This is a genomic window from Gracilibacillus orientalis, assembly GCF_900114645.1.
GTDB classification, from domain to species: Bacteria; Bacillota; Bacilli; order Bacillales; family Amphibacillaceae; genus Gracilibacillus; species Gracilibacillus orientalis.
Genome location: NZ_FOTR01000001.1, coordinates 275,618 through 298,032 on the forward strand (window position 1 = coordinate 275,618; position 22,415 = coordinate 298,032).

At 37.2% G+C, this 22,415-nt stretch carries 21 protein-coding genes; 9 read left to right on the forward strand and 12 right to left on the reverse strand.

From position 1 onward, the window contains the following. Positions 1-38: 38 nt before the first annotated feature. From asnB to BM121_RS01260, 3 genes are all read right to left on the reverse strand, one after another. Positions 39-1,886 (reverse strand): asparagine synthase (glutamine-hydrolyzing), encoded by a 1,848-nt coding sequence (asnB, locus tag BM121_RS01250; protein ID WP_091479984.1) that lies wholly within the window; start codon positions 1,884-1,886, stop codon positions 39-41. Positions 1,887-2,085: 199 nt separating this feature from the next. After that, positions 2,086-2,469 (reverse strand): YisL family protein, encoded by a 384-nt coding sequence (locus BM121_RS01255; RefSeq protein ID WP_091479987.1) that lies wholly within the window; start codon positions 2,467-2,469, stop codon positions 2,086-2,088. 91 nt (positions 2,470-2,560) lie between these two features. Then, positions 2,561-3,733 carry a DUF418 domain-containing protein gene (locus BM121_RS01260; protein ID WP_091479990.1) on the reverse strand — a complete coding sequence of 391 codons (1,173 nt, stop codon included), beginning with the start codon at positions 3,731-3,733 and terminating at the stop codon, positions 2,561-2,563. A gap of 158 nt (positions 3,734-3,891) precedes the next feature. Here BM121_RS01260 and BM121_RS01265 point away from each other — a divergent pair, with 158 nt between their 5' ends. Genes BM121_RS01265 through BM121_RS01290 form a run of 6 tightly spaced genes read left to right on the forward strand, consistent with a single transcriptional unit; the run spans position 3,892 to position 5,735 of the window. Further along, positions 3,892-4,110: a spore germination protein gene (locus BM121_RS01265; protein ID WP_091479994.1), complete on the forward strand. Its 219-nt coding sequence runs from the start codon at positions 3,892-3,894 to the stop codon at positions 4,108-4,110. An 11-nt stretch (positions 4,111-4,121) separates the two neighbouring features. Beyond that, positions 4,122-4,325, forward strand: a complete 204-nt coding sequence (locus BM121_RS01270; protein WP_091479997.1) for a spore germination protein GerPB — start codon at positions 4,122-4,124, stop codon at positions 4,323-4,325. Between the two features lie 24 nt (positions 4,326-4,349). Then, entirely contained in the window at positions 4,350-4,886 is a 537-nt protein-coding gene (gerPC, locus tag BM121_RS01275; protein ID WP_091479999.1) for a spore germination protein GerPC, read from the forward strand. A gap of 6 nt (positions 4,887-4,892) precedes the next feature. Beyond that, entirely contained in the window at positions 4,893-5,099 is a 207-nt protein-coding gene (locus BM121_RS01280; RefSeq protein ID WP_091480002.1) for a spore gernimation protein GerPD, read from the forward strand. After that, positions 5,080-5,463, forward strand: a complete 384-nt coding sequence (locus BM121_RS01285; RefSeq protein ID WP_091480005.1) for a spore germination protein GerPE — start codon at positions 5,080-5,082, stop codon at positions 5,461-5,463. Before BM121_RS01280 ends, BM121_RS01285 begins: the two co-directional genes overlap by 20 nt. Positions 5,464-5,516: 53 nt before the next feature. Further along, the gene (locus BM121_RS01290; protein WP_091480008.1) at positions 5,517-5,735 is read left to right on the forward strand and encodes a spore germination protein; all 219 of its coding nucleotides are present in this window, start codon (positions 5,517-5,519) and stop codon (positions 5,733-5,735) included. A 20-nt stretch (positions 5,736-5,755) separates the two neighbouring features. Here BM121_RS01290 and addA read toward each other — a convergent pair whose 3' ends face one another. The 9 genes from addA to BM121_RS01335 form a co-directional block, all read right to left on the reverse strand. Further along, complete coding sequence (gene addA, locus BM121_RS01295; RefSeq protein WP_091480011.1) at positions 5,756-9,460, reverse strand: helicase-exonuclease AddAB subunit AddA; 3,705 nt, start codon at positions 9,458-9,460, stop codon at positions 5,756-5,758. Continuing rightward, positions 9,460-12,933 carry a helicase-exonuclease AddAB subunit AddB gene (gene addB / locus BM121_RS01300; RefSeq protein ID WP_281244806.1) on the reverse strand — a complete coding sequence of 1,158 codons (3,474 nt, stop codon included), beginning with the start codon at positions 12,931-12,933 and terminating at the stop codon, positions 9,460-9,462. Before addB ends, addA begins: the two co-directional genes overlap by 1 nt. 176 nt (positions 12,934-13,109) lie before the next feature. Further along, positions 13,110-13,445 (reverse strand): helix-turn-helix transcriptional regulator, encoded by a 336-nt coding sequence (locus tag BM121_RS22635; RefSeq protein ID WP_091480016.1) that lies wholly within the window; start codon positions 13,443-13,445, stop codon positions 13,110-13,112. A gap of 42 nt (positions 13,446-13,487) precedes the next feature. Continuing rightward, a complete protein-coding gene (locus tag BM121_RS01310; RefSeq protein ID WP_091480020.1) occupies positions 13,488-14,003 on the reverse strand; it encodes an AraC family ligand binding domain-containing protein in 516 nt (171 codons plus the stop codon). A 24-nt stretch (positions 14,004-14,027) separates the two neighbouring features. Beyond that, complete coding sequence (locus BM121_RS01315) at positions 14,028-14,936, reverse strand: pectinesterase family protein (RefSeq protein WP_091480023.1); 909 nt, start codon at positions 14,934-14,936, stop codon at positions 14,028-14,030. Then, the gene (locus BM121_RS01320; protein ID WP_091480027.1) at positions 14,936-16,426 is read right to left on the reverse strand and encodes an extracellular solute-binding protein; all 1,491 of its coding nucleotides are present in this window, start codon (positions 16,424-16,426) and stop codon (positions 14,936-14,938) included. Before BM121_RS01320 ends, BM121_RS01315 begins: the two co-directional genes overlap by 1 nt. Positions 16,427-16,723: 297 nt before the next feature. Then, a complete protein-coding gene (locus BM121_RS01325; protein ID WP_091480030.1) occupies positions 16,724-17,608 on the reverse strand; it encodes a GNAT family N-acetyltransferase in 885 nt (294 codons plus the stop codon). Between the two features lie 52 nt (positions 17,609-17,660). Beyond that, positions 17,661-18,023: a VOC family protein gene (locus BM121_RS01330; RefSeq protein ID WP_091480033.1), complete on the reverse strand. Its 363-nt coding sequence runs from the start codon at positions 18,021-18,023 to the stop codon at positions 17,661-17,663. A 28-nt stretch (positions 18,024-18,051) separates the two neighbouring features. Then, positions 18,052-18,534 carry a hypothetical protein gene (locus tag BM121_RS01335; RefSeq protein ID WP_091480036.1) on the reverse strand — a complete coding sequence of 161 codons (483 nt, stop codon included), beginning with the start codon at positions 18,532-18,534 and terminating at the stop codon, positions 18,052-18,054. A 346-nt stretch (positions 18,535-18,880) separates the two neighbouring features. On the opposite strand from BM121_RS01335, the gene BM121_RS01340 reads away from it, so the two are divergent. From BM121_RS01340 to BM121_RS01350, 3 genes are read left to right on the forward strand one after another with little or no spacing between them, the layout of a single operon-like run. Further along, a complete protein-coding gene (locus tag BM121_RS01340; RefSeq protein WP_091480038.1) occupies positions 18,881-20,296 on the forward strand; it encodes an ABC transporter permease in 1,416 nt (471 codons plus the stop codon). 15 nt (positions 20,297-20,311) lie between these two features. Beyond that, positions 20,312-20,983, forward strand: a complete 672-nt coding sequence (locus BM121_RS01345; protein WP_091480041.1) for an ABC transporter ATP-binding protein — start codon at positions 20,312-20,314, stop codon at positions 20,981-20,983. Next, the gene (locus BM121_RS01350; protein ID WP_091480045.1) at positions 20,976-22,409 is read left to right on the forward strand and encodes a PASTA domain-containing protein; all 1,434 of its coding nucleotides are present in this window, start codon (positions 20,976-20,978) and stop codon (positions 22,407-22,409) included. Before BM121_RS01345 ends, BM121_RS01350 begins: the two co-directional genes overlap by 8 nt. The last annotated feature ends 6 nt before the right edge of the window (positions 22,410-22,415 follow it).

Below are 22,415 nucleotides of genomic sequence, written 5' to 3' on the forward strand. Positions count from 1 at the left end.
AACCGTCACTACTTTCATTCATTTTCGATACTATAGCATCATATATCAATAATCACATTATTTTCTTGTAGCCAGTATTCAATTTGTGCAATATGAGCCAACAACTGTGGTCCTGTCATTAATTGACCAAACCATGGTGTACTAATATTTGCCGCCTTTTGGTCGACCAGTTCTTTTACTTTTGTGCGATCTAATACTTCAAATATGCGCGCATCCTTGTCATTTATAATCTCATTCATCCAATTGATTACTGCTTGCGTATAAGCCGGGTGGTGTGTTTTTGGATACGGACTTTTCTTGCGGTAAAGAATTTCTTCTGGCAGGATTCCTTCTAACGCTTTTCTTAGAATACCTTTCTCATGATCGCCATATGTTTTTATTTCCCAGGGAATATTCCATACATACTCAACAAGATGATGATCACTGAATGGTACACGTGCTTCAAAGCTTGCACCCATACTCATGCGATCTTTACGGTCTAACAATGTAGGCATAAACCACTGCATATTCAGATAAAACATTTGTCTTCTTGCTTTTGCTTCTTCTCCTTCGCCATCTAATATAGGAGCTTCCTTTATGGTATCTTCATATCTTTTTTTCGTATATGCTTCCAAATTTAATTGTTGGCTGACATCTGACCGTAATAGATTTTGTCTAACTTCTGAAGAACGAATCCACGGAAAACCTTCACGATTAAGATCATCCTCACGATAAAACCAAGGATAACCACCAAAAATTTCATCAGCACATTCACCGGACAGTGCTACCGTCACTTGTTTTTTTGTCTGTTCACAAAACCATAACAAAGAAGAATCGACATCGGCCATTCCTGGCAGATCACGGTATCGTACTGCATCTTTTAACAAATCTACTAATGTATGATTATCAATCACATATGTGTGATGCTGAGTGTCCAGTGTCTGAACCATTTTTTCAATGTATGTTTTGTCCTGATTGGGCTGGAAGCTGCTTTTCTTAAAATATTTGTCGTTATCCTCATAATCGATAGAAAAGGTTTGAAGAGCATCCTTTTGATTGTTTTCTAGATATTTTGCTGCTATAGCCGTGATTGCACTAGAATCTACTCCCCCTGATAAAAAAGTGCCCAATGGAACATCAGATACAAGCTGTCTCTCTACGGCATCCACTAATAGGTTGCGAACTTTTTCAGCGGTTTCCTCTACAGAATCTTCGTGTGGTTTACTTTCCACATTCCAATAACGTCTTGTTTTCCAACCATAGCGATTGAATATGCCAACATGTGCTGCACGTAGTTCCTTCATTCCATCAAATACACCATGCCCTGGAGTACGTGATGGACCAAGCGCAAAAATTTCGGATAAACCTTCTTCTTTAATAACAGGATCTACAGCATCATGTGCAAGAAGAGCTTTTATCTCAGAGCCAAACAGTAGTCCATTTTGATGTTCCTTATAAAATAAAGGTTTCACACCGAGACGGTCGCGAGCGAGAAATAATTGCTGCTTTGATTGATCCCATATAGCATATGCAAAAATTCCGTTTAATTTCTCAACATGCGCCTCTCCCCACTCGATATAGCTTTTTAACAGGACTTCCGTATCCGAGTGAGAATTGAATCGCCATCCTCGTGTCAGCAATTCACTGCGAATATCTTCTGTATTATAAAGTTCACCATTATACACTAATACGTATCGATGTTGGTCTTCTGTATGGATCATTGGTTGCTTGCCACCAGCTGGGTCAACGACGATTAGACGCTGATGACCGAAGCCGACATGTGTCTCAAAATAAAAATCAGTTTCATCTGGTCCCCGATGGCTAATCTTATTTGCCATACGCTGTACTTGTTCTCGCTCATTCTCAATATTTCGGGTAAAGTCGATCCAACCTGTAATCCCACACATACTGTATTGACACACCTTTCCCTATCATAGTAGCTTTTATTAATATATGCAGCAGTAGTGCGAAAATGAACAAGTGATTGGGTTTTATAGAAGTGATCGTTATTTTAGAGATAAAGTGAGACTATGATCAGTGGGGATCTTACAAACGGTTAGTACCATAAAAAAAAGGACACGGAACATTTGCCCGTGACCCATTTTTTTAGCCGAAAAATTGAAATCCGATTGGTAGTCTTCCAAGTCCTAGAACTAGTGCGATTAGCAAGGCGATGATGAGTTGTGTCCAAGCACCTTTGGCTGGCTTGGATTTGCTTGTTTTTCCTAGCAACATTTCCATTGCTCCAACTACCCAGAACCCTGCAATCATTTTCACGATTACTTCTCCAAGTGTGCCTCCACCTGAGTTTGTGTAAGCAGCCAAATTGTTTATAAAGAGAATGACACCCGTGATAATAATAAATAAGTAGTCTAATCGTAAAATCATATGTACGATTTTACCTGCTTTACTTCCGTTTTTGTACATCGCATACGATACAAATAGTAGAATTAATCCCACTACCCATGCTGTTATGTGTAAATGAGTCATCTTTTGTGCACCCCCAATTGTTTTAAATTAATCATATCATGGATTATGATAGATTTCATTTTTTATCTATTTCTTACGTTATACGATTTTCCTACTCGCTCCGTCTGTTTGTCAGTTTCTTTTTATAGAGAAGACTTCTCCATAGCCATTCTATAGGTCCACGTTTATATTTTTTTAGCCACAAATAACTGAGAAAAATTTGCACTGGATATACGATCAGTCCAACTAACATTATTTGAAAAGGCGTCAACTTACCATATAATCCAAACCCGATCGAATAGAATATCGTGACACCGATAATCGACTGCAAAATATAATTAGATAGTGCCATTTTGCCGACATAACCAATAAGTCTGAATAATTGCTTCCCTTTACCATAAAGAAAGGCAATGGTTATCGTATAAAAAATGGCAGACGAAATACCGCCAACAGCATCTTGTAAGTTTGAAAACCAAATTGGATTACCAAAAGCATAGGGTCCTGCCTTAAATAGCACAAACAAAATAAGTGATCCAACCCACCACTTCTGCAAAGTTTTTTTGTGTAATTGTAAGTCATGTAGCCATTTATTTTTGGCAAAAAGTAAACCAATTAAAAATATTGGCAAGATATTAAAGGTTGTAAAGACGAAGTTAATCAATTGATTACTGTTTAACCAGTCATTGGCATTTTGAGATAGGATATCACCCCAACTACCCGCCCCATAGTGCTGATTGGCATTTTCAATAGCAGTCCTATTCGCTAGATTGCTAATATCATCTCTAATTATAAATAGTACTCCTGAATACAAAAGAGTTGGTATTAGTAAAATACAGATACTCCAAACAACTAATGTGACATTGTTACGATTTAAAAATAACAGTAACAAAAATCCAATAACTGCATATGTAATGAGAATATCACCATGCCAAATCAAAAAAGCGTGAATTAGTCCAAAACCAAGCAAAACCCATAATCGTCGCACCATCCATTTACGAGGGGCTTCCACATTTTTAGTGAGTAAATTTTTATAAATAATTTGCATCCCGAATCCAAATAAAAAAGAAAATAACGAATAAAAACTAGCTTGAAAAAAAATATCAATGATCACTTGCCAAAATCCTGGTTCTCCTGTCCCCCAAAAGTTGGTACCATTACCATACATAAAATATGGCCCATGTAATGACAGTAAATTCACCATAAAAATTCCAAAAATCGCAAATCCTCGTGCGGTATCAATCCATGGTAATCTTTTTGAATCTGCTAATGGTGAAGGATTATTCACAGTTTTTCACTCTCCCTAATCTTTATCTGCCTTCATTTTATCTTATTTAGTTGGTGGAAACTAGTATGATTAGGAAAACTCAGCACGCTATTTTCACAAACTTATGATGAATTCATAAAATAAATATGGAATGATGTATCAACGTAAGGATGATGTCTATGCCAGCAATGGTTGGTGCTGTAAAAGTAATCAACATTGGTTCCTCCAGCGTTTTTCATATTGGTGATGTCTACAAAATACAGCCATATACGCAAGCTAAAACTTTCGCTGGTGGCGGTTCCTTTAATACAGGGGATGGAATACGTGTACACCTGGAAAATGCGCAGACAACAATGGTCGACAATGACGAGTTTGATCAAAATTTAACTGGTATATAGTAGGTGATAGTGTGAATGTAACAATTAATCAATCGATCTACATTCATTTTTTAAAAGTCGGAGGTATCTCGAATTCGTCCGTTTTACAAATTGGCAGTACAGGGAAAATGCAGGCAGTCTCTCAATTGTATAATACAGGGGAGTATGAAGCCCCAGCAGAAGAAGCCACACCACAAGGCGGACCAGAACCATTAGTTCCTTTATCACCGTTTTAACATTCTCATAAGGAGTGAGTTTTGATGGATTATCAGATGATGGTTTATTATATTACCCAATTACAACAGCAAGTCCAACAACTATATAATCAAATCAACTCCTTAGAGAATCGTATTCAGCAACTAGAGCAACAACAACATGCACCTAAAACAACGATTGAAAGTTTAGAGTATCATTTTGATCAATTAAAAATTCAACGATTAGATGGAACGCTTCATATCGGGGTTACACCCGAGGATTTGCAAACGATGGATGAATTTTCTATACCTGATCAAAACGGCGGACCGTTACCTCCTGTACATCAAGCATTAGGACAGTATGTTGATCAAGAATTACCCGGCTATGTAGAATCCTTAGAACAGCAGTATCGTTTCCCACTAGATCCAGGTTACCGACAAACATTATTAGATGATGTCAAACAACAACTTCCAAGTAGAATTGCTCACTATCAACAAGCCAATATTCCACCTGAACAAATGAATCAGCATATCCTGTCTAATGTAAAAAAAGAATTACAGATAGGTCTTCAAAAATGGTTCGAAAAACAGCAAAAGGAGTAAAATGTCATGCATTATAAAGTAAATAATTGGAATTTAGGCGTTGGAAACATTTCAATTGCCGCTGTTTCAAGTTCCTCTCTTTTTATTGTCGGAGATAGTCATGAAATACGATTATCTTCATTATTTGATACACCACCTGAATCTTATATTGTTGGTGAAAACAGTACCTACAGAAATGATGAGCTGATCGATCATGACTCCCAGAACGACTAGAGTGAAGCAAATAAAAATGGACAGTTTATCCTATAGTTCCTTATTTCAAATTGGCGATGCAAATGAAATAGAACCTAACGCAGATGTTCTTGCGGTGCAAAAGGAGGGTGGTATCTCCTCTGACAAAGGATTTGAATTAAATCAATATCCAATCTTCAATAGAACAATTCAAACCATTCCTGATACCGAAGTTGTAGTGGGTGAGCATTGCCACCATGAAAAAAATATCTCTGTATCTACAATTGATATCATGGCAGTATCTACATCGTCTGTTGTTCAATTAGGTTGCAATAAAAAAATTGACTCGCTTGCTCGCCAAAAACATATTCGGATATTAAAAGATGAAGAGGAAGACAATAGATAGCTGTATTTCATCAACTAAAGAATACAGCACTAAACAGAAAGGTTGTGATAGTTTTGCCTTCGATTGTAGGTCCAATCAAAATCAACAGTGTTGGTGGTGGAGTAATCAACTTTGGTGACAGCTTTTATTTATCACCAAAAAGTGCTTCTAAATCTGCATCTGGTGCAGGTGCCAATAATAATGGGGATTTCTCAAATACCAATACCGGCTTTAATATTACCAATTCAGTTGACCCGGACGCTGTAGATCAAGTTGTAGGTGGAAATGCATAAGGAGTATTCCACTCCTTATGCTACACCTTCACAAGTAAACTTTTATCAAAGAAATATAAATATTTTTCCATGACCGGTTGCTTCCAAATTTGTTCTAATGCTTTAGCATAGAGATCCATTTGGACCTGATATCGGTTTTTTAACTTTTCCTCTGCTTCCTGACTTACTTCTTCTTCGATCTGATCCGTTTTATAATCCAATAACACCACACCTTGATCCGTTTTGATGACACAGTCAATGACACCCTGCAAGAAGATTCGTTCCTGATGATCTTCCTGCCACTTTGGATATACTTCCTGTGCCGGCAAGGTTAAACTAAACGGAATTTCCCGTTCTACTTGTTCTGCTTCGACTAACCGCCTACCGAAATTCGTTTCAAAAAAGGATAATATCGCCTGTATATCAATCACATTTGCTTCGTCAGCTGTGATCATTTCTTCTGCTTCTAATTTGGCGATAAATTCTAGTAACGCTGCTTCATGCCAATCACTTGTCAGCGGTAAATGCTGCATGACCGTATGCATCGCCGTACCAATCTCGGCACGTGTCAGTTTTTGATCTGTTTGCATAAAACGAGGTCTTTTTCGAATGGGTGCACGAAAGGGTTCAATGATTTGCTGATCACTATAACTATCTTTCACTTCATGCTGCCGTTTCATTTCGGTAACGGTTTGTTTCGCTCGGTAAAAAATCGAATCTTGGTATGGATATTGATATTCTAATTGATCGGCTACTTTTTCTTTTAAGACTTTATCCTCCAGCTCTATACCTTCCCACTGATAAATAGCTGTTTCTAATGCTTCTATCTGTTCACGATTACTTTCATCAATGGTTTGGTATTCACTTTGATGGACGCGATCCACCTTCCAGACGGAAACATCTTCTGCTATTTCAATTGGGGTAGTTAACGGTTGATCTTCCTCTCTTAGAATCTCACCTTTTTGATGACGAACTAAACTGGCACCAACCCAGTCTAAATAAGATAAAGATTCTAATCGATAATAAGAAGGAAGAACCCAATCTTGATGGGTAATAATACTTGCCCATTTCTTTTTCTTCTTTTCTAAAGATCCTACCGTACCAATTAAAACAACTTTTTCTTTCGCTCTCGTTAACGCAACATAAAGAACTCGCATCTCTTCTGCCAGCATTTCCCGTTGCATTTCTTTCTTAATACCGTGATAAATTAACGTTGGGTACATGATACGTTTGACAGGATCAATATATTTGGTAGCAAAGCCTAATTCTTTGTGCAACAAATATTTTGCCCGTAAATCTTGTTGGTTAAATTGCTTATTCATCGCACCTACAATCACTAATGGGAATTCCAGCCCCTTACTCTTATGAATCGTCATGATCCGGACAACATCTTCCTGCTCTCCTAATGCTTTCGCCGCACCTAGATCATCACCTTTCTCTTCCATACGCTCAATAAAACGCAAGAAACGGAATAGCCCTCGGAAAGAAGTTGACTCATAGCTTTTAGCACGATCATATAACGCTCTTAAATTCGCTTGACGTTGGCGACCACCAGGAATACCACCCACAAAGTCATAATATCCTGTCTCCTGATAAATATCCCAGATCAAATGAGATAACGCACCTTGTCTGGCTTCTCTCCGCCATAGTTTCAATTGTTTCATAAAGTGATCGAGTGTCTCATTATCCGTTGTTTTAACATATTCTTTTAGGGCCTCATAATAGGTTGCCCCTTTTTTAGCTAGACGGATTTTTGCTAGTTGATCTTCGTTTAATCCGACAATTGGGGATTTTAATACCGAAGCAAGCGGAATATCTTGCCTTGGATTATCGATTACCTTGAGCAAGCTGGTCATCACTTGGATTTCAATTGCGGCCAGGTAACCTGTTGAAAGCTCTGCATAAACTGGTATCCCCTGCTTCTTAAACTCTTCCATAATGGTTGGTGCCCAAGTCATCGACCTTAAAAGAATGACAATATCTCGATATTCCACTTTACGGGGCTGACCTGTTTTTTTATCCATAATTTCTGTAGGCTCATCGTCACCTAAACCAATCCACTGCTTGATTTTTGTCGCATATGCACGAGCTTCAAGTTGAGCTTTCTCCAAATCTTCCTCATTCTCGATGTCTTCATCTGACTGGTCATTTTGATTGGTTTCCTGATCGATGATGAGCAGTTCGGTATCAACGTCAGGGAAAGGAACATTTTCATAATCTTTGTTTCCATAGATTAATTCTGCATCCTCATCATAGTCAATATCTCCGACTTTTTGATCAAATAACTGTCTAAAAATATAGTTCGCTGCCGTTAGTACCTGTTCACGACTACGGAAATTTCGCGCCAGGTCAATTCGGTAACCAGGATCGTCCTTTGCAGCAAATCGCTTATATTTTTCAATAAAGAGGGTTGGTTCAGCATGACGGAAGCGGTAAATACTTTGTTTCACGTCGCCAACCATAAACATATTGCCACCGTCCTGTTGGTTCGACACCAGTGATAAAATCGTTTCCTGCACAATATTGGTATCTTGGTACTCATCTATCATTACCTCAGTGAATCTCCGCTGCATGTCTAACGCAATGGACGATGGCGATCCGCTTTCTTTATTGTCTAACAAAATATCTAAGACAAAATGTTCTAAGTCAGCAAAATCGACAAGACCTTTTTCTTTCTTCGCTTCCTGAAAAGCCACTTTAAATTGCTTAATCATGTTAGTTAATTGGACGATGGTTGGATGAATCTCTTGCATATCACGAATATGGTCGGCTAAACTTCTCGTAAACCAATCCTTCGCAATATTGCCCCACCTTTTCTTGATTTGATCACGTATTGCTTTGACCTTATCTTTTTTATCTTCTGCACATTCTACTTTTTTACGAGATAATGCTTTAAATTTCCCTTCCGCAAAAACGGTACGTGCTTCTTCCCAGGATATTTGAATGGCTCCTTTTGCCTGCTGGATCATTTCCTTATCAATGTCGATCGCTTCTGCATAATGATAAGGGCCATCACTTTCCCTAGTTACATCAAGTGCTTCTTCTGCTAATGTTTCCATCACTTCCAGTTGATCGATTACTTCCTGTCTCAATAACTGTAGCCACGGAATCTCATCCTCCGCCATTTCTTTATCCACTTGGTAGATCGTAGCCATCTGATCGAGCCAATAATCGGGATTCGGGTGCTGTATGGCGAATTCATACATTTTTAAGATTAAAGATTCTACTTCTAAATCATTACGATCATTACTGAAACGATCGACAACAGCGAAAAAAGCTTCCTGCTCTGTTTCGTTCTCATCTCCATACCATACTTCAAACAATTGCTCTAACACATCTTGGCGAATTAAATCCGCTTCAATACTGTCTGCGATCCGGAAATTCGGATCAATATCGATTTGATAAGCATATTTGCGTACTAATTCCATACAAAATGCGTGGAGAGTGGAAATCGACGCATTTTGTAATAATGACAATTGCTTTTTCAGGTGATTAGAGGTTGGATTATTCTCTAATGCCGTTTCAATTGCTGCTCCAACCCGATTTCGCATTTCCTGTGCCGCTGCATTGGTAAAGGTTACGACAAGCAAGCTGTCGATATCGATTGGCTGTTCTTTATTTAATAATTTTTGAATGATTCGTTCGACAAGGACAGCAGTTTTACCTGATCCTGCCGCTGCTGCAACTAGTATATTTTGACCTGATTGATAGATCGCTTCTTCCTGTTCTTTTGTCCATTGCGGCATTATCCTTCACCCCGCTTGATTGCTTCGATTACTTCTTCATCTTTCATCTCTTTCAGTCTGCGATAATTATTTTCCGCCAACGTTGGATCAAATTGACAGACCGAACGGAATTCACAGAATGTACAAGCAGTTGACTGTTGTTGCTGAAATGGATTGAGATCTACTTTTCCTTCTGTTATTGCTAACCCTGCGTTTTCCATTAATTGATGGATATATCCTTGCAGCTGGTCAAAAATTTCACGCTCGGCAACATTGGAGCCTTTATAGAAGGAACCACTTTTGCTAAATCCTGCTGGAATGATGTCACTTCTTCCCGACTCCAACGAGGTATCCATCATCTGGACTACCTCTTCTTGATCAACAAGTAGGCCTTTCATTTTGAACTTTTTAAATATTTCCTGTTCAATTTTATCTTCTGTTAGAAAGTCACTCGCTGAGACCATTGGATTATGGACGTGGAAATATAGAACGCCAGCGGGTGATGCCTGCTGCCCGAGCCAGTTTTCCGCATTTTGCAGGACTACATCTAAGTAAGCTAGCATTTGAAGTGCCAGTCCATAATAAACCTCTGTCAAGTTCAATCCTTTTGAGCTCGATTTATAATCAATAATTCGTAAATATAATTGCTCGTTTTCGATTGCCTGATCGACACGGTCAATCCGTCCTCTTAACAATAATGTATAATCATTTGGTAAATGGACTTTCAATGATTCTAATTGATCCGGATAGCCAAATCCAACTTCTAAACCGACAGGCGCAAAATGTGTTTTTCGTGCCTGTTCACTTAAAACATACGTCGCCCTTGCAATGACATGTTCCAACTTTCGTTGAATGTATTGATAACGATTGGAACTATGCAAAATTTGATGCTGTAATACTGGTGCTAACTCTCCTACAGCACGATGGGCATACTTCTTCGCTTCTTGATCATAAATATCAGCAAACCCACGACCGTCTTTTTGAATCCATTCGGTAATTTGCTTTAACGCCTCGTGGAACAACTGGCCGATATCTGGTGCATCGAGTTTATAGGTCGGTCGATCCTGTAGCCCTAAGCTATATTTGGCAAAATGCTGATACGAGCAGCGATGATACATTTCCAGCCTTGAAACACTGGCTTGGATTTCTTTCTGATATAACTCATCGACCGTCTCATTTGCTAAGTCTGTCGGCTTATTTTGATAAAAGAGACTCTTTAATACACGTTGGTTAATCTGTTGATGATCGGATTTTTCAATATACCAGTTTAATACATATTCCCACATATCATCGATTGGATAACCTCTTAACTTTCGTGCTAATTGTGCTGTTAATGCACCTCTTGTCTTATTCGGAGTCGTCACAAAACGGCTCGCCTCTGTCATTTCTTCCGGGTCTTGTAAAAACAAGCTCTCTTCCTGCATCGGAAAGATTTCTTCCATCCTTTTGATTAAAGGGGAAGCAACTTTTTGTTTTCCTTCCTCATTACTGATCGGATAGCTCACCCATAAATAATCAGACGGCAGCGTAAAAGCTAAATACACATAAAACCAGTCATCCAGTAACTGACGTTTACTTCCCTCAGCTAATTGCAAACCATGTGTTTGCAATAGGGAACGTTCTTCTTCTGAGATCAAGCCATCTCCACCAGGCTTCATCGGCCAAGTTCCTTCATTCACCCCTAACAAAAAGGCAGCCTTAATACCATGCATCCGTGAACGATCGATGGAACCAACGACAACATGGTCAATACTTGGCGGGACGTGTGAAAATCTTAGTGAATCAAAGCCAGACTCCAACACATTACGGAATGTCTTCAGGTCCATCCTTTCTTCGCCAGCAACTTCCGTAATCTCTTCTAACAATTGAATGACCGCATCCCACACCTGGTCTTGCTCACGTCCTTTTTCGACTCGTCCTTCTTCATCATATAGTTCCCTCATTTGTTCCAATCGTCCAGGTGCTCCAATTGCCTCTAGCCATTCAAACAGGGCAATTGCTTTTTCTTTAATCGTCGGTAATTCCCGCAGTTGTTGATCAATATCTGCAAGTGCTGCTGTTACTTTTTTCCGATAAGCATTAATCCGCTCTTGTGTTCCTAGTTCACGATCGGTTTGTGCCGACTGATCAAAGCCTTTAAAGCGTTGAAATATCCAAGGCTTATCGCTTAACCATCTACTTCTGCCACGCACTCCATATTCTAAAACATAATTTTCTAACTCATCGATTGCCTCTTGATCTAAGCGATGCTTTCCTTCCCCTTTAGGAATAAAGCCTGCCTTCAACAAGCGAAAGACTGCATCATAACGCCAGTTCCCTTCGAGGACATCCAGCAGTGACCTTATCGTTTCAATCAATGGATGGTTTAACATGGTTCTTTTTTCGTCAACAAATGTTGGAATATGATAATCATCAAAAACAGTTGTAATCAAATCGTGATAGACATCCTGTTCACGAATAAGAATAGCGAGATCCCGATAGCGATACCCTTTATCTCTTACTAAACGAACAATCTCCTGTGCTGTTCCTTCGACCTCCGCACGTGGGTGCACCGCTTCTGCAATGCGAATCGGAGCTTGTTCCGGAAAGCTTTGAACAGGGCGACTGTCAAAATGCTGATCTAAATGAACAAAGGGTGCTATCGTATTTTCGTTTGCTGTTATTTGATTGATTTCTGTTTTAATCATCGTCTGTTCTGCTAATTGCTTTAATTGATAATAGGTTTCCTTTGTTTGATAGAACAGATCTAACGGTACAACCTCAGGATCATATACATCATCAATTGTTAGTGTCACTGTTACATTTTTTGCTTTTTTCAGCATAGCACCGATGACTAACAATTCCTGTGGTGTGAATTGGTGAAAGCCATCTATGTAAACCGTTGTGTCTTCTAAAAAGTTAGACATTTCTAATTTTTCCACTAACTGCTGTAATTGATCCTCGCTATCCATATAGTGACCTTCTAAGCTACTTGTTAGCTGTTGATAAATATAGACTAAATCATCTAATTTACTTTGTAACGCTACTTCGCTAATGGTTTTGTGCTGGAATCGATTCATTTCTTCAAGCTGTGTGTTAATCAATTCCGGTGTGACACAATAGCGTTTGAATTCTGTGATCATTTCCTCCAGTTGTTCGATAAATCCTTGCTTTTCGACTGCTTTCTGGAATACCTTCCACTCATCGGTTTTCTCTTCGACGATTTTGCGAAGCATCATTTGCATCCCTGTCGATGTAATGTGTTTCTTTGTTGCCCCGCCTGTCAGCTGCATCACACGCCACGCTAACCGGGAAAAACTGTAGACTTGTCCACGAATCGAACCATTGATATCAGGGTCATTTAATAACGCATATTCTTGTTGGAAGGTCATTTGATCTGGAACTAAATATATAATCGGAGGCCCTTGAGGATTTTGTTGTAGTTCTTGTCTTATCTCTTGCAAGCATTGCTCGCTTTTATTCACCGTTGCACTTCCAGTTAAAAATCGCAACAAAGAAAACACCTACTTTCTCTATCTTCACGTCTATTTTATCATACATTATAGCAAACGAATGTTCTGTGGTAAAGCTAGATGTTCCGACGATACGTTTTTATGTAAGTGAGACATAAAAAAGAAAAGTGTACCCATTAATTAGGAATATACTTTTCTTTAATCATTTCTCTCTCTTTTCATTGTATAATACGACGAAATTCTTTGTTATTTTTTCTATATTGGTTCGGAGTTATTCCTGTCCTCTCTTTGTACCTCCTATTGAAACTGGATGCCGACATAAAACCAACATATTCCGCAATTTGATGAATCGGCATTTCCGTATCTGACAGTAGTTTATTAGCTTCAAATAATCTCCTTTGCAATATATATTCTTGAATAGTCACACCGAATTCCTTTTTAAAAAAGTGCGATAAATAATACTTATTCATATGTAATCTTTTGGCGATGTTTTCTAGACTCCAACCTTTATTCCATACCTCATTAATTTCTTTAATGATTTTATCATGAACCACTACTGGCTTTGTTTGCTGCTGTTCAATCGTTAAATGATGTCCTCAATTTTCATCCTTCATTTCTCGACAGATAAATAACAACAATTCTAACAGATATATCTCTAATGCTCCTTTTTGTTGCCAATTGTCTTCACTTTGATCTTCAAGCAGTAAGTGATCCATAATCGTTTGCAGTTTATCTGTTTGCCACACAAATAAATCTAACATAAAATGCGGGAAAAGTAATTGATCTAGAAAATCATAAAACGTCTTTGAAATAGGATGATCAAAAGGAAGAAAATCTTCTGTAAACATAACAACTATTCGCTCATAAGCTGCCTCTTCTCTTAAACTAACTCGATGAAATTCTGAACTTTTAAAAAGAAGTAGCGAGTTTTTTCTTAATCGATATACCTTCTCTTCAAAAACATACAATGCTTCTCCTTCCTTTAACCAAACAATCTCATAGCCTAAGTGCCGATGAAAAATGGGCATCGGTGAGTGATCTTTCTTATAATGAATTAAAAAACCTGGTACATGTTCATCTTGAAATGCTACTTGATGATTCATTTCTTTCATGGAAGATCACCCCCCCTTCCTTTACTATCTTACACAACAGTTTCTCATATAGTTACGAAACGCTTCTGCTTCTACTGTTGATAATTCTCTTCTGGTATCATGAACGATTGCACCAACACCTTGATTGCAATATTCATATAACCTTGCATCCATTGGTGAAAAACCGCCCATTTCTGTCCAGGCTTCAGGTTTAATATGTGCACCCATTTTACATTGATCAAATAGTACACTTGCCACTGCATTTGGATCTCCTCCAGGATGCCATGGTCTACCCAAATAAACGGTTTCATTTTTCATGTCATCTACTTCTTTCAATAAGTTACAAGCTTCGAATAGATAACCATATGGTGTGTGTATTGACGTACTTGCTGCTGTGATAAAGCCATTATTAAAAGTGTCACCTCTATCTAATGAAATAATATCACACGCTTCAAAAACGGCTTGACCTGCACCAAAGATGAAGTCAACTGCCCCTTCGATTATGCAGTCTTTAAAATAATGTGTCCCTTTATCTACAAGCAACGTGTCTTGATAACCTATGAAGCGACAGTTTTCTATTCTAGTCTGATCACTGTCGTCAGCAGTACGAAAGGCAACAGCTTGGATGTTCTTCATTCTAGTGAGATCATCCTCATCCTTCTTGTGTTCAGTCATATAGTCAAAACCGTTCTCAAATGTCATATTAACAGCTGTGAAATTAGCATTTCTGACAATAACACTTGCACTATCAAAAGTACCGTATGTTGTGCCATCATTCTTCTTTGTTCCACTAGCTGCATTATAAGTGATGACAGTATGATCTCTATCTTCTCCAATGAAGGTAATAGCTGGCCACTCAACTTCTAGCTTTTCGTAATAGGTTCCATTTGCAATAAAAACAGTGCCAGATTCCCCTTCCATACTGTCTAAAGCAGCTTGAACAGTAGGAAACACTATTGTTGGTATGCTGCATTATATTCTTCTATGACTTGCTCTCCTCCGTCTTCTTTCCACCTTTCTATTTCTTCGTGGTAGCCATCTAAGTCAAGATCACCAAGCATATAGTTAACTGTGGCATCATCAATGATTTGTTGAAGTGCTCCACCCCTATCACCAAAAGTCTCTGAATCTAGCGGAGCGGTTGGATCATTGATTAAAATATTATTATTATCCATGATTTGCTCATATTGCTTAGCATATAGTTCGTTTTTCGGATATGGCTGAAGGGCATCAACAGTTGATTCATCGCCAATAACAAGGCCAAGCACTGGACGAACTTCACGTTGAGAAAGATCAGATGCAGATTCTATAACCTTTGCTTTTCCCTCCACTACTTCATAGTGTGTTCCTTCTATCCCATAAGTTAACAAATTATAATTTTCTGGTTTCATTAATTCATTGAAAAAGGCTAATACTTTTCTCAAATCTTCTTCCGTTTCATTAGAAGATTTCGGAAATAACACAACAGCACCGTATCCTGAATTAGACCAATTACCAGGGCCATTATTAGGTCCTGAAATACGGTTTTGTACATCTAATGTTGCATCTGGATTATTTCTTTGTAATTGATCTTGCATACCTCCTGCACTACAAATACAACTAATCAATGCCCCTGCTTTACCCGTGAGTAACATATCATTTTGATCGCTTTGACTAGTAGCAGGGAAGTCTAAGTTAACATAGCCATTCTCCCTTAATTTTTTAAAGAAATTCATTGTGTCGGTGTAACCGTCAAACATGAATTCAGGTAATAATTCGCCATCTTTCTCTCCCCAGTTATTCGGTGTTACAAAATAAGAGCTAGTAAATTTAAACCCACCATACACTAGATCTGAGGCGGCCGCTACCCCGATTGTATCATCATCTCCACTTTCATTTGGATCATCTTCGGTAAAAGCTCTAAACATTTCAAACAATTCTTCCGTATTTGTTGGAGCTTCTAAACCGAGGTTTTCTGCCCAATCCTTCCGGTAAATTAAGCCCCAACGAGATGCGGGGCGTCCAGAATATAAAGAATATAACTTATCGTTTACTTTCGTATTATTCAGTACATCTGGATTGAGATTACTTAAATATTCGTAATCTTTGAGGTATGGCTCAATGTTCCAGTATTGTTCTTCATTAATCGAATCTTTCATCTTTTTAAAGGAATCCTGATTTTTAACAAATAGAGCTTGTGGGGCAGTATCAGTTGCGATAACAGCATTCATTTTCTCGTCATATACTTCATCCATTACCCATGTGATGTCTAATGTCGTATTTGTTGATTCTTCTATTTTTTCTATAATAGGATTATCAGATGCTGGTGTTTGAGCTGATGTTAAATTTGCCATAATAGTAATTTCTTCCGATCCACCACCAGTACTCGAACTGCTTGAACAAGCAACACCTAGTATTAAAAGCAAACCAAACAGACCAGTTAACAAAAAATGATATTTATTCATTCTGAACTCCTCCTCAAAATAATAATGCTCTGATAATGGAACCTTGAACGATAAACACTTTCTGTTACACTCAATTATCGTTAATTATTCTATCTATACCAGTGATATAGACTCGTTTTGGTAAGCGCTTCCAACAAGATTGTACCACATTCTTATATGTATGCCATTAACTATCATTGTTAAAAAAGTTTACCGATATTGCTATTAGAGATTTTTTTATGATTGTTGTTTAGGAGGAGTAAACTTGGAGGATTACCGATTAGGTTTTTTAATAGAAATCCTTCATTATCAAAAGGATTAGTAATGCCAGTAAAAATGAAAGTGTGAATGGTCGACAAAGCCTAATGATTTATAAAAGGATTGATCAGCAATAACATACGCCTTTTTGGCACCTAAGGTATAACACCTTTTTAACGCCTCTAATAACACCGCTTGACCAATACCCTTTTTACGATATCCAGGAATTGTACAAACCGGTTCTACATAAGCATAATCGGTATTTGAATTAAACCAGCACCCACAGTAGGCCACATACTCACCATCTTCTTTTTCTGCAACGATATGTATATATGAATTTAAATGAGGTGCAGAAAGCATTCTTTTTTGTTCATTTATCGTTTTTTCATCATCCGGTAGATCTCCATCATTTTCAAACCCTTCCCATAATACTTTTTGATGCTTATATAAATCGGTTTTAGTATTAAGACTTTTCGTTCGAATTCCTTTAGGAAGGGAATAATCAAAACTATTACTCTCTAAATTACTTTCTAAGATGTTTTCAGCATTGTCATTCATTACAAATCCATTACTAACTAAAAAGTCTATGGTGTGACTATCATAATCATTAACTGCAATGCCAAGTCCAGTCTCATTACTGAAATTGTTAAGTGCATATCCTAATATTTCTTTTTCAAGTTCTTCATAGCCTTTCTTGACAGCATAAAACGCCTCTCCGAAATAATGATCAAAGGTCGTCATACCTACTAATTCATTACTAGTACTACTAAACCATAAACCTATTCTATCAGCTAAATTATTTTGAAACTCAGGATGAAATACCATCCATTCCCATCTTGCCCAGTTCCAGTTTATATGTGTGCGATTATCTTTTGATAAATTAATCAAAAAATAACAAACCATGTCATAATAAGAACTATCATAAGTTCTGAATACTATTTTCATTAAAATCCTCCTACGATTGATACTGTTTAATACTTATAAAATCAAATCTACGTCATATTTCTTGTATCATCTCTACCCGATTACCAAAAGGATCCCTGAACTCAAAACGTTTGAAGTTGGGTATTGGTACGGAATCAAATATTTCAATATGATTTTGTTCCAATACTTCCCTCCAATAATCTATATCTTCCACTTGGTAAGCTATGTGTGCTTTTGTTTTTGTTCTATCAATACCATCTTCAGTTCCTACATGTACATCTCTATCACCAACACGTAACCAAAACCCTCCACGGCCTTTTAATGTTTCAGGCTTTTCCATTTCAGGTAATCCTAGTACATCACAGTAAAATTTTCTTCCCTCATCTTCTGCACCCTTTGGAATCGTTATTTGAGCATGATGTAAACCTAAAATCATATTAATTCCTCCTCCATAGTTATCTAGATCATTTAAACAACTCTATAATATTTTCTAATCCCATAAATACTATCCAAACTAAAATGGGTATTCCTAAGCTTTTTATCGCAACATTCCATTGATTAATGTTCTTTTTTCGTAATACATAATCAACTATAAAAAATAAAACAGCTACCAATAAACTATACCAAAGTAAGATTAAACCAAAAAGAATGTGTAAAACAAATGAGAAATAAAGTTTAAAATGTTCTCTAGTATATTTCGCTATCAAACTAGCGACTATATCACTTATGATTGATGTAATCGTGCCATAGACTAGAATTATTGGAAAGCTGTACATCAAATAAATTGGTACAATACCAATAAGAGCTTCAACATAATCTCCAACAGTTTGAATGTTACCACCAAGAGGAGTAGGTACAAATATGGTTAGAATGATCGCATATATTGATCCCGAAATGGAAGCAGCAACCATTTTTCTAGCTATTTGTATTTCGTCTTTCCAATTCATATCAATCATCCTTCTACTACCATTACTGATTCCATTCCTAGAAATAGTTCCTAACCTCTTATACTTCTAGTTTTACCTCTCTTATAGTAACATCTAGTATATCACCCTTCCTAATAATTGGAAACTAGATCTACTGAACTGATAAGTTTTCACTTCATTCCTGTTATCACAACTCTCCTTAAAAAAATATTAATTTTTTTGTTATTTATTGAAACTTTTTACAAATTCCATACGTTAAATATAAAGGAGGCGTCTGTTTAAAAATCACCAATAGAAATCTATGCTTCCGTTTTTTATTGGCAATTTTCTTCATCATTTTAAAAAATACAAGAACAGGGGGAACGAAATGAATTTTTTAAAACGTGGTTTATTAAGTATTACCAGAAGAAAAGGAAAATCTCTAATTTTACTTGCTGTCCTATTTATCTTAGGGAATGTAATTGCTGGTGCCATCTCTATTTCACAGGCGACAGCTAACGTGGAAGAATCAATTAAAGATAAACTCGGAACGGCTGCAACCGTCGAGTTAGATTATGAAGAACTTGAAAGTATGGATGAATCTGAAATGATGAATTTTGAGATTCAAAATTTAGATGAAGAATTAATTAACCAAATTGGTGAGCTTCCTTATGTAAAATATTATGATTATAATACTACGACCTACCTAGCTTCCGAAGAAATCGATAGCTACAATGGAATGGAAGAAGAAGACGGAGAATACATAGAGCAAGGCATGGGTATGGAGTTCCAACTCAAAGGAGTAAATTATGCTCCAGTACTTGATATTGAAGAAGGTAAAAGTAATCTAGTTGAGGGGCGTGTTTTCACCGAGGAAGAGATCGAAAACGGAACTCCTGTAGCGATTATTTCTAAGAAACTAGCTGAAAAAAATAACATCCAGGTTGGAGATACACTTTCATTAATGAACCAAATATATGAATTTAGTGAATCTGGCGAGGAAGAAATTACAGATTCTCGGGATGTACCACTAGAAGTGGTTGGTATTTTTGAACCGCAAACTGTAAATACCGATTCTGAAAACCAAGAACAAGCTGACTTCATGGATATGGAGTTACAAAATACGATCTATGTAGCAAACGAAATCGTTTCGCAAGAAATTAAATATTCTGTAGGCGATCAAGCAGAATACGAGGATTATTTTATCCCAGCCTTTGTATTAAATAAGCCAGAAGATGCAGAAGCATTTGAAGAAGAAGTAACTCCATTACTACCTGAACTATTTATTGTTCGCCATGCAACTGATTCCTATGAATCTATTGCTGCACCGATCGAGTCAATGTCCACTCTATCTAAATATGTACTTATTGTTTCGATTATTACAACAATCCTTATTATTGGTTTAGTTGTCTTATTATTCCTTAGAGATCGAAAACATGAATTAGGTATTTATCTATCCCTAGGTGAATCTCGTATTCGAGTGATTGGACAAATCGTAACAGAAGTTTTAATAGTTTCTATTATTGGGATGACATTATCTTTATTTACCGGAAATTTATTAGCCCAAACAGTCTCTGATTCTATGATTGATAATGACAATAATAATCAGAGAGAAGAACAGATGTATTACTCAGAAATGCAAACAGATCTAACAACAGATGACGTATTAGAAGCTTATGAAGTGAACTTAACTGGAGAGTTCATTTTACTATTTTATGCTGTGGGAATTATCACTATCCTACTCTCAACATTAATTCCTTTAATTTATATTATTCGATTAAACCCAAAAAAAATTATGATGTAAGAGGAGGTTAAACGTATGATCTTAGAAACTAAAGAGTTGAATTATTATTATCAAGATGGGGAAAGTCGTCGCTTTGTCTTAAAGGATACCAATGTTTCCTTTGATAAAGGGAAATTTTATACGATTTTAGGACAATCAGGGTCTGGAAAAACGACTTTGTTGTCCTTGCTTAGTGCAATGGATACACCACACAACGGAGAAGTTGTTTTCGACGGGAAAAACATCCTAGAGATAGGCCATGATAATTATCGTAGAAATAAAGTTGGAATTATTTTTCAAAGCTATAACCTGATACCAACTTTTACAGCAGTTGAAAATGTACTGGTTTCTATGTCCATTACAGAAAATGAATTACCTGATGATCATAAAACTGTTGCTTATAATTTGTTAGATTATATTGGCATTTCCCAAGACAAAGCAAATCGTACGGTTAATAAACTATCAGGGGGAGAGCAACAACGTGTGGCAATTGCGCGTGCCTTATCTACCAACGTTGAACTGATTCTTGCCGATGAGCCTACTGGAAATTTGGATGAGGGAATGGAGCAGGAAATCATTGATATCTTCAAAAAATTAGCACACGAACACAACAAATGTGTGATTATGGTTACCCATTCCAATGATATTGCAATGCAGTCTGAGCAAACATTTTATTTAAAGAAAGGCGTCTTGAATACGAATGAGTGATTTTCTTTCCAATTTTAACAAAGATAATTACGACAAACAGCCTAAAGACGAAAAAGAATCAGTAACTAGTAATCAAACATCTAGTCAGGAACAACCACCTAAGGAATCTTTTTCTCCGGAGCCAAAAAGCGAGAAAAAAGTCCCTAGTGACAGCAATGAACATATTGAAATTGATCCAAATTACCAACGAAAAAAACGCAAAAAATTAATTATTTATATTGCCCTTTCTATCGTTGCATTATTGTTAATTGTATTCTTATATTACAGCATTCGCTATGTGGATATGGAGAATTTTGTTGGCGAACCAGTTGCAGATGCAAGAACATGGGCAAATGAGAACAATATGGAGATAGAACTCTTGCAAGAACACAGTATGGAATACGATGCAAATCAAATTATGGAACAAGATATAGAGCAAGGAAAAAACGTCAAAAAAGGATCGACAATTAACCTGACCAGTAGTATAGGGCCAGATCCTGAAGAACCTATTGAATTACCTGATTTTTCGGAGCTGACTGCAAGCGAAGCCGAGGTCTGGAAGAATGAAAACAAAGCAGAGAACTTACAAATTGTTACAGAATTTAGCGACGAGGTCGAAGAAGGGCAATTCACACGCTTTGTCATGAGTGATGAGGAAATAAGTAAAGAAGAGTATAAACGCCAGGATAACGCTAATGTATATTTTTCAAAAGGGGAAGAAGTTTTTGAAGAAGATATAGAAGTCCCTGATTTTGTTAATAAAAACAAAGAAGAAGTAGAACAATGGGCCGAAACCAATGAAATTGAAATATCTTACAAAGAAGAAGCTGCAAATGATATTGAAGCAGGATTGGTTAGCAAGCAAAACATTGATCCTGAATCTATGATTGCAAAAAACGATGAGATGGAAATCACTATGTCACTTGGAAAAGCTGTCGAAGTACCAAATTTTGCTTCTTTTTCGATGGAAGAAGCCGCAAGCTATGAAGGTTTAACCGTAACAGTTAGACAGCGATTCCATAATAACGTAAAGTATGGAAATATGATCGCTCAATCTATTGAACCAGGAACAGAATTAACTGATCAAGATAACAAAAGCATCACAATCACTTACTCAGAGGGCGAACCTTATTTAAGAGATTACCGTGGACAATTAGAAGGTGATCTACCACGTTTGTTCTATGAAGACTATCAATCAAAAGGAGCAGATATCTCCTACATTGTTAAATATGTTGATGCTTCTGAAGTGAAGGGTACAGTTGTCGGGATGAGCAACTTTAATTCCTTCGTTTCCATGGATTACACAGTAGAAATTCACGTAAGCAATAATGAAGACGCTGATCCTGGATCGTTTGACACTCCTGAGGGAAATGAAGCACCTGAGGAAATCGAAGAGGAATTAAGTCCGGAAACAGAAGGACCGGAAGAAGAACAGATCGAGAAATAAGAAAAA

Excerpts from the sequence above, each read along its gene's own strand:
- asnB (WP_091479984.1), bottom strand. The coding sequence starts at position 1,886 with ATGTGTGGGATTACAGGTTGGATCGACTTTACCCGAAATATTGAGAAT.
- BM121_RS01255 (WP_091479987.1), bottom strand. The coding sequence starts at position 2,469 with ATGACTCATTTACACATAACAGCATGGGTAGTGGGATTAATTCTACTA.
- BM121_RS01265 (WP_091479994.1), top strand. The coding sequence starts at position 3,892 with ATGCCAGCAATGGTTGGTGCTGTAAAAGTAATCAACATTGGTTCCTCC.
- gerPC (WP_091479999.1), top strand. The coding sequence starts at position 4,350 with ATGGATTATCAGATGATGGTTTATTATATTACCCAATTACAACAGCAA.
- BM121_RS01280 (WP_091480002.1), top strand. The coding sequence starts at position 4,893 with ATGCATTATAAAGTAAATAATTGGAATTTAGGCGTTGGAAACATTTCA.
- BM121_RS01285 (WP_091480005.1), top strand. The coding sequence starts at position 5,080 with ATGACTCCCAGAACGACTAGAGTGAAGCAAATAAAAATGGACAGTTTA.
- addA (WP_091480011.1), bottom strand. The coding sequence starts at position 9,460 with ATGCCGCAATGGACAAAAGAACAGGAAGAAGCGATCTATCAATCAGGT.
- BM121_RS01310 (WP_091480020.1), bottom strand. The coding sequence starts at position 14,003 with ATGAAAGAAATGAATCATCAAGTAGCATTTCAAGATGAACATGTACCA.
- BM121_RS01320 (WP_091480027.1), bottom strand. The coding sequence starts at position 16,426 with ATGAATAAATATCATTTTTTGTTAACTGGTCTGTTTGGTTTGCTTTTA.
- BM121_RS01325 (WP_091480030.1), bottom strand. The coding sequence starts at position 17,608 with ATGAAAATAGTATTCAGAACTTATGATAGTTCTTATTATGACATGGTT.
- BM121_RS01330 (WP_091480033.1), bottom strand. The coding sequence starts at position 18,023 with ATGATTTTAGGTTTACATCATGCTCAAATAACGATTCCAAAGGGTGCA.
- BM121_RS01335 (WP_091480036.1), bottom strand. The coding sequence starts at position 18,534 with ATGAATTGGAAAGACGAAATACAAATAGCTAGAAAAATGGTTGCTGCT.
- BM121_RS01340 (WP_091480038.1), top strand. The coding sequence starts at position 18,881 with ATGAATTTTTTAAAACGTGGTTTATTAAGTATTACCAGAAGAAAAGGA.
- BM121_RS01345 (WP_091480041.1), top strand. The coding sequence starts at position 20,312 with ATGATCTTAGAAACTAAAGAGTTGAATTATTATTATCAAGATGGGGAA.
- BM121_RS01350 (WP_091480045.1), top strand. The coding sequence starts at position 20,976 with ATGAGTGATTTTCTTTCCAATTTTAACAAAGATAATTACGACAAACAG.